13 protein-coding genes and 1 tRNA gene are annotated in these 12060 nt (G+C 32.2%); 12 read left to right on the top strand and 2 right to left on the bottom strand.

The window, feature by feature from the left end; genetic code table 11:
• Positions 1–39: 39 nt before the first annotated feature.
• A complete protein-coding gene (gene thrA, locus GFV00_RS05245; protein ID WP_160556950.1) occupies positions 40–2487 on the bottom strand; it encodes a bifunctional aspartate kinase/homoserine dehydrogenase I in 2448 nt (815 codons plus the stop codon).
• Positions 2488–2811: 324 nt separating this feature from the next.
• Here thrA and GFV00_RS05240 point away from each other — a divergent pair, with 324 nt between their 5' ends.
• From GFV00_RS05240 to GFV00_RS05230, 4 genes are all read left to right on the top strand, one after another.
• Positions 2812–3141, top strand: coding sequence for a multidrug efflux SMR transporter (locus GFV00_RS05240; RefSeq protein ID WP_160541723.1), 330 nt, complete (start codon positions 2812–2814; stop codon positions 3139–3141).
• 482 nt (positions 3142–3623) lie between these two features.
• Complete coding sequence (locus GFV00_RS09795; protein ID WP_255448782.1) at positions 3624–3755, top strand: hypothetical protein; 132 nt, start codon at positions 3624–3626, stop codon at positions 3753–3755.
• 126 nt (positions 3756–3881) lie between these two features.
• Positions 3882–4775 (top strand): CPBP family intramembrane glutamic endopeptidase, encoded by an 894-nt coding sequence (locus GFV00_RS05235; RefSeq protein WP_160556951.1) that lies wholly within the window; start codon positions 3882–3884, stop codon positions 4773–4775.
• An 80-nt stretch (positions 4776–4855) separates the two neighbouring features.
• Entirely contained in the window at positions 4856–5059 is a 204-nt protein-coding gene (locus GFV00_RS05230; RefSeq protein ID WP_160556952.1) for a hypothetical protein, read from the top strand.
• A 283-nt stretch (positions 5060–5342) separates the two neighbouring features.
• Here GFV00_RS05230 and GFV00_RS05225 read toward each other — a convergent pair.
• Positions 5343–5424: transfer RNA gene (locus GFV00_RS05225), tRNA-Leu, on the bottom strand.
• Positions 5425–5834: 410 nt separating this feature from the next.
• Here GFV00_RS05225 and nuoE point away from each other — a divergent pair.
• The 8 genes from nuoE to nuoK all read left to right on the top strand — a co-directional run bounded on the left by nuoE (position 5835) and on the right by nuoK (position 12057).
• Entirely contained in the window at positions 5835–6365 is a 531-nt protein-coding gene (nuoE, locus tag GFV00_RS05220) for an NADH-quinone oxidoreductase subunit NuoE (RefSeq protein ID WP_105296755.1), read from the top strand.
• Between the two features lie 31 nt (positions 6366–6396).
• Entirely contained in the window at positions 6397–7728 is a 1332-nt protein-coding gene (gene nuoF / locus GFV00_RS05215; protein WP_160556953.1) for an NADH-quinone oxidoreductase subunit NuoF, read from the top strand.
• 13 nt (positions 7729–7741) lie between these two features.
• Complete coding sequence (locus GFV00_RS05210) at positions 7742–8545, top strand: hypothetical protein (protein WP_160550006.1); 804 nt, start codon at positions 7742–7744, stop codon at positions 8543–8545.
• A 24-nt stretch (positions 8546–8569) separates the two neighbouring features.
• Complete coding sequence (locus tag GFV00_RS05205) at positions 8570–9562, top strand: 2Fe-2S iron-sulfur cluster-binding protein (RefSeq protein WP_160556954.1); 993 nt, start codon at positions 8570–8572, stop codon at positions 9560–9562.
• Between the two features lie 12 nt (positions 9563–9574).
• Positions 9575–10624 carry an NADH-quinone oxidoreductase subunit NuoH gene (nuoH, locus tag GFV00_RS05200; protein WP_160541730.1) on the top strand — a complete coding sequence of 350 codons (1050 nt, stop codon included), beginning with the start codon at positions 9575–9577 and terminating at the stop codon, positions 10622–10624.
• A gap of 79 nt (positions 10625–10703) precedes the next feature.
• On the top strand, positions 10704–11201 hold the full coding sequence (locus tag GFV00_RS05195) for an NADH-quinone oxidoreductase subunit I (RefSeq protein ID WP_105296887.1): 498 nt from the start codon (positions 10704–10706) through the stop codon (positions 11199–11201).
• Positions 11202–11206: 5 nt separating this feature from the next.
• Entirely contained in the window at positions 11207–11701 is a 495-nt protein-coding gene (locus GFV00_RS05190) for an NADH-quinone oxidoreductase subunit J (protein ID WP_105296750.1), read from the top strand.
• A gap of 32 nt (positions 11702–11733) precedes the next feature.
• Entirely contained in the window at positions 11734–12057 is a 324-nt protein-coding gene (gene nuoK / locus GFV00_RS05185) for an NADH-quinone oxidoreductase subunit NuoK (RefSeq protein ID WP_105296749.1), read from the top strand.
• Positions 12058–12060 lie beyond the last annotated feature (3 nt).

Below are 12060 nucleotides of genomic sequence, written 5' to 3'. Positions count from 1 at the left end.
CAACCTAAAATCTAAAAAATATCTAGATTTTATAAAATATTAATTAGCTCCAACATTAATAAGATCAGCAAAAACCCCCGCTGCGGTAACTTCAGCACCTGCTCCCGGACCTTTTATTACCAATGGATTAAATTTATATCGCTCTGTTGTAAATGAGATAATATTATCACTTCCCGTTAAATTGTAAAAAGGATGAGAAGCGTCTACGAATTCCAAATTAACGGAAGCCTTTCCATCTTCCAACTTTCCTATATATCGTAATACTTTATTTTCATTTTCAGCCTTTTCTTTCAACTCGTTAAAATAAGAATCAGATTTTTTTAATTCTTCATAAAAGTCATCAATCGAGGGAGCTTTGGAACAGCTTTCAGGAAGGATAGCTCCTAACTCAACATCTTTTTCTTCAATTTCATATCCAGCATCACGTGCGAGAATCATCATTTTACGCATAAAATCTTTCCCGCTCAAATCTTCTCGAGGATCCGGTTCCGTATAGCCTAATTCATGGGCTTTTTTAACAACCTCATAAAAAGAAGTATTGCCTCTAAAATTGTTGAATATATAAGAAATAGTACCGCTTAAAATAGCCTCAATTTTAATGATCCTGTCCCCGCTGGTCATTAAATCCTTTAAAGTCCGTATGATGGGTAATCCGGCTCCTACATTCGTTTCATAAAAGAAATCGACGCCTCTTCTTCTGGCAGTATCTTTTAAATCTTTATAATCTTTATATGAAGAGGAATTAGCTATTTTATTACAGGTAACTACCGAAACATTAGATTCGAAAAGTTCTTTATAATACGTTCCGGTTATTGGACTTGCAGTATTATCCACAAAAATACAGTTGGAAAGATTTAACAACTTAATTTTTTGGATGAATTCATCCAAATTAGAGGTTTCTCCCTTATTTATTCTTTCTTGCCATTGTGTAAGATCAATGCCGTCTTCGTCAATAATCATTTTTCTGGAATTTGCTATTCCGTTTATCTTTACTTCAATACCATTGTTTTCTCGTAAAAAATCACTTTGAGCATCGATTTGTCGCAGCAAGGTTGCCCCGATATTTCCTGTTCCTACACTGAATACATGAAGTGTTTTGGTTAGTTGAGTGAAAAACGCATCATGAACAGCATTCAGAGCTTTCGATATATTCTTACGTTTTATTATTACCGAAATATTGTATTCGGATGATCCTTGTGCAATGGCATGTATGTTGATTCCATTACGTCCTAAAGCCTGGAAAAGCTTGCCCGATATCCCCGGGGTTTGTTTCATATTTTCACCAACTATGGCTAATACACATAAATTTTCTTCAATGATAGGCGGATTTAATTTATTGGTTTCCAGTTCCAACTCAAATTCACTGTTGAAAAGCTGTTTTGCTTTATGAACATCCTTGGGCTCAATGGCAAATGTAATACTATGTTCGGAAGACGATTGAGTAATAAGGATTACATTAATATGTTCACGTGCTAATAAAGAGAAAAGTTTGCCGCTGAAACCAATCTTACCAATCATTCCGCTTCCCGTAATATTGATCAGGCTGATTTCATCTATGGAAGAAATACCCCGAATCGGGTATGCATTTTTATGAGTATGTTCTTCAATCCTTGTTCCTTTAAAAGAAGGATTAAAGGTGTTTTTCAATACAATAGGTATTTTTTTTCGAAAAGCCGGAATCATGGCTGGAGGATAGATAACTTTCGCTCCAAAATAAGATAATTCCATTGCTTCCGTATAGGAAAGTTCAGATAATGAAAAAGCCTTCTTTACGACACGAGGATCTGCGGTTAGCATACCGTCTACATCAGACCAAAGCTCAATTTCTTCTGCATCTAAGGCGGCAGCTATTATGGCTGCCGTATAATCACTGCCTCCTCTTCCTAATGTTGTAATTCGATTGTTTTCATTGGAGGCAATAAAACCTGTAAAAAACAGGATTTGATGTGAATGCTCTTTGTAAAATTCTTGCAATAAATGTTCTGTAACGGGAGTATGTACTCGGGCATTTCCAAAATTGCTGTCTGTTTTTATAAGGTTTGAAGTATCTACATAAATACTTTCTGAAAAATATTGTTTGGCTATTTGACTCAATAAAAAAGTGGAGCATTTTTCTCCATAACTTAAAATAAGATCTTTGCTTTGAAGGCTGAGTTCCCTCAAGCTATAGACTCCTTGCAAAAGATCTTCGATCTCGTTTATAAAAATCTTAATCTGGGTAAAAGCAGGATTTTGATTTTTAACAGTAATCATTTCTTTAATAACCGTAAAATGTCTTTGTTCAATTTCAATAAGACCTTTTTTAAAATCCTTTCCTTCAGAGGCAATTTGGGCAAGTTCTGTTAAAATATTGGTAACTCCGCTCATGGCAGATGATACTACTATAAATTTTTCGCCTGAAGCATATTTGTTCTGCAGAATACTAAGTACATTTTGTATACTTTGACCGGAACCGACAGATGATCCTCCAAATTTTACTATTTTCATACGATTACTATCAATTGGTTACAATTTTAGTGAAATTTTATAGGATTAAAAAATATTACTTGAAAATGCATTTAAATATTTTTTATAGAATAAAAGTATATTCAGATAAGTTGTTAAAACTTTGAATTAAATATATGCATAATTTAAGATCAGTTATTTTTATGCGATGTTTGATAAAAAATCATTTATGATTTAACAGTTGCATACAGCTAGAGATTGTTAATTATAAATAAACGCATATTATATAAAGATATAAACCATACTAAATAAAAAATAAGTTTTTATTTATTTTTGTGTGGAAAATATAAGCTTATAGAGATAAATATGAATTGGATTTTGTTAATTATCGGCGGTTTGTTTGAAGTTGGATTTACTTTTAGTTTAGGACAAGCAAAAAATTCTCAAGGAAATGCAGTATACTATTGGTATATCAGTTTTTTAATTTGTATGATTTCGAGCATGTTATTGTTGATTAAGGCTTCTCAAACCCTTCCGTTAGGTACAGCTTATGCAGTTTGGACCGGTGTAGGAGCAGTGGGTACAGTATTGTTAGGAATATTTGTTTTTAAAGAACCGGCAACTTTTTGGAGAATATTTTTTATAATTACTCTGGTTAGCTCTATAGTAGGTCTTAAATTTGTATCTAATCACTAAAAGAAATTGATTAATTGTTTATTATAATTTACAAAAGAATTTATTTAAAATTTTTATGCATAATTACTATCGATTTCATTTACTAAATTTTATAAAACAAAAAAAGCAATTAACTAATTGAAAATTAATTGCTTTTTATTTTTTGTACAGATGAAGGGAATCGAACCCTATAATTCATTTAATATTAGATTATTATTAAATATATTTATATAAAATGTATAAATCTAAATTGGTGTAAAATAATCTAAATAAATAGAATATAATCGCGCAAATATTATGTATATCTTGCTTTTATATTAGCGTAATTTTAAATTTCAAAATTAAGGCTAATATTCATTTTCTCTATTGAAGCAAATCTAAAATAGAAACAGGAGCAATTACACTTCATTTAATTCATAAGAACGAAATAGACCTATTTTATTAATATAGGTTATATTTCACATAGAAAATTTTGGTTTAAAAGTGATGGTAAACAACATGATTTGCCTTATGATAAACTTGCAGAAGCAAAAAAAGAGAAAGAAGATTTAGGTAAATTAGAAAACCATATTATTGAAATATTCAATCTAGATAATAATGATGGTATTGAAATAAGTAAAGATAGGTTAAAGTAAAAAATAGATATTTTCTTTAAGAGAAAATCAGAGAATGAAAATGAAATGAGCCAATATGATATATCAGAAAAGTATTATAAATTAGGAAAATTAGTATATTTATATGAAAATTAAAACCTGTTATAAATGAAGAAAGTTCTTGCATTTATAAGTATATGTTATCTTATATCAGGTATAATAGGGGTAATTATCTGGAATATTCCGAAGTCACAAAATACTGTTAATCCCATTCAGTTACTATTCACATTAGTATTAATGATTATTCCTGCTTTAGTAGCATTTAAAGTAGAAAATAGGAAATTTTTGGTAACATCAGAAAAATTTCAATTAAATTTTAAAAATATTAACTGGAAACAAACTTTTAAATATCTGCTGATAACCAATTTGTTACTTCCAGTTTTAGTGATGTTTTATGGGTATTTATTTGGGAATGTATTAGAAATTGAACCCTTTGGAAAACTAATTACAAGTTATCGACAACTAAATCCAGAAATTTTACAAAAAATACCATCTATATTAAAAATCGACTCTTTATTATTCCTATTGGTTCCAATAATGTTCATCGCAAGTTTAATGTCCTCAATATCTATAAATGGTTTCATTGCTTTGGGGGAAGAAATTGGTTGGAGAGGTTTTTTAGAGAAAAATTTAAATTTTTCTTTTTTTAAAAAAAATATAATAATCGGGGTCATTTGGGGGGCATGGCACGCACCCATAATAATATCTGGACATAATTATCCTAACCACCCTTATTGGGGGATTCTTATGATGGTTATATTATGTATTGCTATGTCATTCTACTTTTCTTTTGCCTTAAAAAGAACACAAAGCCTATTTGTCATTGGCGCTTTACACGGAGGAATTAATGCTATTGAACAAACGTTAGCTTTTATACAGATTGATTATAATGATTTATTTGGCCCTGTTGGATTATTAATGTTTTTTTCAGTATTAACAGTATTTTTAATTGATTATAATTTAAGTAAAAAAACAAATGAACCATTAAATTTTATTTCATAAATTTTTAATAAGAACATCCCTTTTAAATTTTTTTTAAAAAAATAAGTGAAAATCCTGTAAATTGTTGAATAAAAAAAATTATGGAAGCTATCTTTTTAGCATCCCTAGAGCTTTATAAGATCATTGTTGAGGAACAGTTTATAAATAAATTTTCTCAAAACAGTATTTATACATTATTAAAATATCTATCAAGAATGATTACAAGTTGTACTCCTATTAAAATATCTGCCGGAGTTAGTTTAGGTATATTTTCAAATGATAAGAATCGAAACATACTAAAATAGGTTGAAGCTATTTAAAAATCATGTTTAATTGAACATGAACGAACAATTTACAATTATTTAGGAAATAAATAAACAGCCTCTAAACAAGCAATTTTTCAAATATGATCTTTTTACATCCATAAGCGAATATTCTTATAAAGAGACGTTAAAATATATTGAATATGTTTACAAAGATGGTATTAGAAATCATTCTTAGTGTTAATATAATCGTGTAATAGTTTTGCAAATTCTATAAAATAAAAAAGCAACTAACCTTTGTTCAGTTAATTGCTTTTTATTTTTGTACGGATGAAGGGAATCGAACCCCCACGCCTCACGGCACTAGATCCTAAGTCTAGCGTGTCTACCAGTTCCACCACATCCGCTTACTGGTTTTGGACTGCAAATATACATTTATTTTATAAAACGGAAAATAATATTTTAATTATTTTTTGAGATTTTAATTAATACATTGATTCAATATAATTTAAAAATCATACTATTTTATTAAGGACTATTCATTTAAACATACTAATAATGTGTGTGAATAAATTTCAATTGAGTAAGATAATGCGTTGTAAAACAAATCTTATAGGAAAAAAGGAGTGTATAAAAAGTAAATTTATCCCTAAATAAGGTGTGCAAAGGTTCTTATAAACAGTTTAATCTCTATAAAACAGTTATTTTGTGTTATTTATAATGATTCCAGATTGTTAAATATAGATTAAAAACAGTTACTTAAACTTTTCAAGTAAAATTCATTATTGTATATTTGCAACCTAACATTAAAATAAAAATGACTAAAAACGGTGTAAGCCCTGATAAAGAGATAGTTTTTAGCAGCGAATCCTTAAATAAAGTACATGAAATAATTGCAAGATATCCGGAAGGTAAGCAAAAATCTGCTTTAATTCCTGTGTTGCATTTGGCTCAAAAAGAATTTGGAGGATGGCTAGATGTCCCTGTTATGGATTATGTGGCTTCTTTATTAAATATTTCACCAATAGAAGTATATGAAGTAGCTACTTTTTATACAATGTTTAATATGCAGCCTGTCGGAAAATATGTGTTAGAAGTATGTAGAACCGGTCCATGCATGTTAAATGGAAGCGATCAAATCATAGAACATATTAAAGAAAAATTGCAGATAAAAGAAGGAGAAACAACCGCAGATGGTATGTTTACTCTAAAACCGGCAGAATGCTTAGGCGCTTGCGGGTATGCCCCTATGATGCAAATTGGTAAATTTTATCATGAACATCTGACAAAAGAAAAAGTAGATGAAATCATTGACCTTTGCAGGGCGGGAAATATTGCAATTGATTAAATAATAAGTTAGAAGCATATATTATAATATAATGAGTAAAAAATTATTGCTTAAAAATATTGATGTAGAAGGAATAAAAACTTTTGAAGTTTTTAGAAAGCATGGAGGCTACACTGCAGCGGAAAAAGCACTTAAAATGACTCCTGATGAAATTTTAGAAGAAGTTAAGACCAGTGGACTTAGAGGTCGTGGAGGTGCCGGGTTTCCTACGGGGTTGAAATGGAGCTTTTTGGCTAAGCCGGAAGGAGTGCCGCGCTATTTAGTGGTTAATGCAGATGAATCAGAGCCGGGAACTTTTAAAGACCGATATTTAATGGAATATATACCTCATCAATTAATAGAAGGTATACTTATTTCATCTTTTTGTTTAGGAGCCAACGTTTCCTATATATATATACGAGGAGAATATTCTTGGATTCCCGAGATATTAGAACACGCAATACAAGAAGCAAAAGCCAATGGTTTTTTAGGTAAGAATATAAAGAATACAGGATATGATCTGGAAATTTATGTTCAACGCGGTGCAGGAGCTTATGTATGCGGAGAAGAAACCGCATTGTTGGAATCTTTAGAAGGAAAACGAGGTAATCCTAGATTGAAACCGCCTTTTCCGGCCGTTAAGGGGTTATATCAGTGCCCTACCGTAGTTAATAACGTAGAAACCATTGCAACTGTACCGGCTATTATTTCCATAACCGGAGCAGAATATGCTAAAATGGGAGTAGGAAGATCTACGGGAACTAAATTAATTTCCGCTTGTGGAAACCTGAATAAACCGGGAGTATACGAAGTTGACTTCAATTTAAGTATAGAAGAATTTATTTTCAGCGAAGAATATTGCGGAGGAATACCTAAAGGTAAAAAATTGAAAGCCTGTATTCCGGGTGGATCATCAGTTCCTATTTTACCCGCTAAATTATTACTAAAGACAGCTAACGGCGAAACCCGTTTGATGAATTACGAAAGTATGGCAGATGGAGGGTTTATTACAGGAACAGCCTTAGGTTCAGGTGGATTTATAGTTTTAGATGAAGACCAGTGTATAGTAAGACATACGATGACTCTGGCGCGTTTTTATAATCATGAAAGTTGTGGACAATGTACACCTTGTCGCGAAGGGACCGGGTGGATGTACAGAATACTAAAAAAAATAGAAGAAGGACGGGGAACATACGACGATATCGATTTGCTATGGAATATACAAAGTAAGATAGACGGTAATACGATATGTCCTTTAGGAGATGCAGCGTCCTGGCCGGTTGCAGCAGCTATTAGACATTTTAGAGATGAGTTCCAATGGCATATAAATAATCCAGAATGTTTAACAAAAAATTATGGTATAGCTGAATATGCAACTATTTAACAAAAGTAATTTATTGTTTTTATTAGCAATATTTACAATTGGTGCAGTAGATGCCCAAGAACAAGAAAAAAACAAAAGAAAAGCCCACAGAAAAGGTGAAGTATATGCCTACTGGGGTTGGAACCGAGCCTATTATGGAAGGTCATCCGTCCATTTCACAGGTAATGATTATAATTTTACCCTACATGGAGTAAAAGGCGACGATAAGCCGATTGGCTGGAACTTTCACGATTTTTTAGACCCAACCAGAGTAACAATACCTCAAGTAAATTATAGAATCGGTTATTTCTTCAAGGATAACTGGGCGGTTTCTTTAGGTATGGATCATATGAAATATGTAGTTAGACCGGGGCAATGGGTTAAATCAACAGGAACAATTAACACTCCCGGATATGAGGATGCAATCGTTGACGGAGAATACATTTATTTAACTGATGATTTTTTACATTTAGAACATACTGACGGTCTAAATTACTTGAATGCAGAAATAGAATATTATCATAATTTCATAAGTTCCGGCTTTTTTAAATTTAATAGTATAGCAGGAGGAGGTTTAGGATTGCTAATCCCAAAAACCAATGCAACTATAATGAATAATGAAAGACATGATAAATTTCATTTAGCAGGATGGGGGTTAGATGCGAAAGTAGGAGCAGAATTGCTGTTCTGGGATCTTTTTTTCCTTAGAACGGAATTAAAAGAAGGAGTTATATCCATGCCGGATATTAGAACAACATCCAGCAGTTCAGATAAAGCTTCTCAAAATATTTTGTATCTCCAATGGAATTACACATTCGGATTCAGTTGGCATTTTTAATGCACCAAGATATATTAAAATCTAATGAACGAAGAACCAAATAAAATAAAAGTAACAATAGATGGAATTACTGTAGAAGTAAATCCAGGGATTCCAATTGTAGAAGCAGCACGACAAATAGGAGGAGCCTCTGTTCCGCCTACTATGTGCTATTATAGTAAATTGGAAGGAAGTGGGGGACGTTGCCGCACTTGTTTGGTGGAAGTGACTAAAGGATCAGAAAAAGATCCACGTCCTATGCCTAAGTTAGTACCGGCTTGTCGTACCAATGTAATGGATGGTATGGAAGTTAAAGTTATTACTTCTGAAAGAGTAATACAAGCCGTACAAGGAGTTACAGAATTTTTATTAATTAACCATCCTTTAGATTGTCCTATATGCGACCAGGCAGGAGAATGTAAACTTCAGGATTTGGCTTATGAGCATGGGTTGGACAAAACCCGTTCTGAATTCCCAAGAAGAACTTTTCAATCCGATGATTTAGGACCGTACATAAAATTAAACATGAACCGATGTATTCTTTGTGCAAGATGTGTATTAGTTGCCAATCAACTTACCGACCAAAGAAATCAAGGGATATTATTCAGAGGAGATCATGCGGAAATAAGTACCTACATAAGCAAAGCTATTGAAAATGATTTTTCAGGAAACATGATCGATGTTTGTCCGGTGGGAGCTTTAACAGATAGAACCGCTCGATTTAAAAGTAGAGTTTGGTTTACTGAACCGGTAAATGCAACTTGTACTTGTGAAAAATGTAGCGGTAAAGCAGTATTATGGATGAAAGGAGATACCATTATACGGGTAACAGCGCGAAAAGATGCATACAATGAAGTAGAAGAATTTATATGCAATGATTGTCGATTTGAAAGAAAAGACCTGAATTATTGGAATATAGAAGGTCCTGCCCATATCAGCGATCATTCTGTAATTTCGGTAAATCATTACGAATTACCATTACCTAAAAATGATCCGCATTATAAATTCGAAAAATTTAAAGCTAAAACATTAGAATAATATATATATAATATGTGGTTTACAGTAGTATTGGTAGTTATTTTATTTGCGTTGTGTTTAGGAGCTGCAGCTTATGAAACCTTAATGGAGCGAAAAGTAGCAGCCTTTTTACAAGATAGAATAGGACCCAATAGAGCAGGAATATTTGGTTTAATGCAACCTTTATGCGACGGAGGAAAACTTTTTTTCAAAGAAGATTTTGTTCCAAAAAATGCAGAAAAATGGTTGTTTATCATATCACCGGGAATTTTAATGCTAATAGCATTAAGCACAGGAGCAGTGATTCCTTGGGGAAAATCTTTATTTATAGCAGGAGAATCTCATTTAGTTCAAGTAGCAAACATTGATGTAGGAGTTCTGTATATAATGGGTATCGTATCCATCGGAGTATACGGAATCATGCTGGGAGGTTGGGCTTCCAATAATAAGTATTCATTGTTAGGGGCTATAAGAGCTTCTTCACAAATGATCTCTTACGAGTTGGCTATGGGATTATCCCTTCTATCCATCATTATGATGACAGGAACATTGGATTTAAGAGCCATGGTAGAGCAACAAGCTTCCAACTTATACGGATTATCATTTTTAAATGGTATGGCTTGGAATGTATTTTATCAACCCTTAGCATTCGTATTGTTCGTTACCTGTTCGTTTGCAGAACTAAACAGAGCCCCTTTTGATTTGGCAGAGTGTGAATCCGAGTTGATCGGAGGTTATCATACAGAATACGGATCCATGAAATTCGGTACATTCCTTTTTGCAGAATATATAAACATGTTTATTAGTTCAGCTTTAATAAGCACTCTATTTTTTGGAGGTTACAGCTTTCCGTTTATGAATGAATTGGCCAAAAATGGAACACTCGGAGAAAATGCAATAGGAATTATAAGTATAGTAGCATTTTTAATAAAAATAGTCTTTTGTATATTCTGTTTTATGTGGGTAAGGTGGACATTACCTAGATTCAGATACGACCAATTAATGCGTTTAGGTTGGAGAGTCATGATACCTTTGTCCATTCTCAATTTATTAATAACTGCTACTATTGTAGTATTTGGCTAAAATAAAGAAAAAAGTAAAGAAAGAAATTAAATTTATGCAGAGGCTTACCAATAAATCTAAGATAATTTCAAATAAAGAAATGACCTTAAAAGAAAAAATATATCTTCCTGCAGTATTAGGAGGTATGAAAATCACTTTTAGTCATTTTTTCAAAAAACCGGTTACCACTTCATATCCAGAAAAGAAAAGAGAGTTTAGTCCTGTATACAGAGGCAGACATGTACTCAAAAGAGACGATGAAGGAAGAGAGCGTTGTACAGCTTGTGGATTATGTGCATTAGCCTGTCCGGCTGAAGCCATTACAATGGTTGCCGCTGAAAGAAAGCGAGGAGAGGAGCACTTATATAGAGAGGAAAAATATGCAGAAAACTATGAAATAAACATGTTACGATGCATATTTTGCGGAATGTGTGAAGAAGCATGTCCTAAAGAAGCCATATTTCTTACTGACCGTTTAGTAATGCCGGAACATTTACGCAAAGAATTTATATACAAGAAAGATAAGCTTGTAGAAAGCATGGACAATAGAATAGACGTTTCACAAAGGCAAATAAAAAAATATACGGTAGAAAAATAAAGAATATGGAAGCAATTTTGTTTTATTTAATATCTGCTAGTGCAATTGTGAGCGCATTATTTGTTGTATTCAGTAAAAACCCTATGTACAGCATCATTTCATTGATCATAACCTTTTTTTCCATATCAGGTTTATATATAATGTTAAATGCTCAATTTTTAAGTGTAGTTCAAATTATAGTTTACTCCGGAGCCATTATGGTATTATTCCTCTATGTGCTCATGATGTTGAATTTGAAAGAAAAAGATGAGCCATTAAAAGGAAGTGCTTTTCGAATTTTGGCAACCATATGCGGAGGATTAGTATTCATTGGATTTATTGGAGCATTAAGAGGATATCAACAAATAGATTTTCCTACTAATCCCGACAGTCAAATTGGATTAACTAAAAATTTAGGACACTTATTATTTAGTCAATACGTATTACCCTTCGAATTAGCTGGGATTCTATTTTTAGGTGCATTAGTGGGTGCAGTTATGATAGGAAAAAGAGATTTATAAAAAAATATTTATTTTCTTGAAACAAAAAAGAAATGGTTAACAGTTTATTACAAAGTATACCGGTAGATTATTTTATATACTTATCCGCATTACTATTTTGTATAGGAGTAACAGGAGTATTAGTAAGAAGAAATGCAATCATAATTTTAGGATGTGTGGAGCTGATGTTGAATTCAGTGAATCTATTGTTGGCAGCATTTTCTGCCTACAAAGGAGATGCAGACGGTCAAATATTAGTATTTTTTATTATGGTTGTTGCAGCAGCCGAAGTTGCAGTAGGATTAGCCATCATAACCATGATGTATAGAAATACACGATCTGTAGATGTTAGCTTATTTAATAGATTAAAAGGATAAGAA

It is taken from the genome of Apibacter sp. B3935 (assembly GCF_009827705.1).
In the GTDB taxonomy this organism is placed as follows: Bacteria; Bacteroidota; Bacteroidia; order Flavobacteriales; family Weeksellaceae; genus Apibacter.
This window is presented reverse-complemented; position numbering and strand designations above follow the sequence as displayed.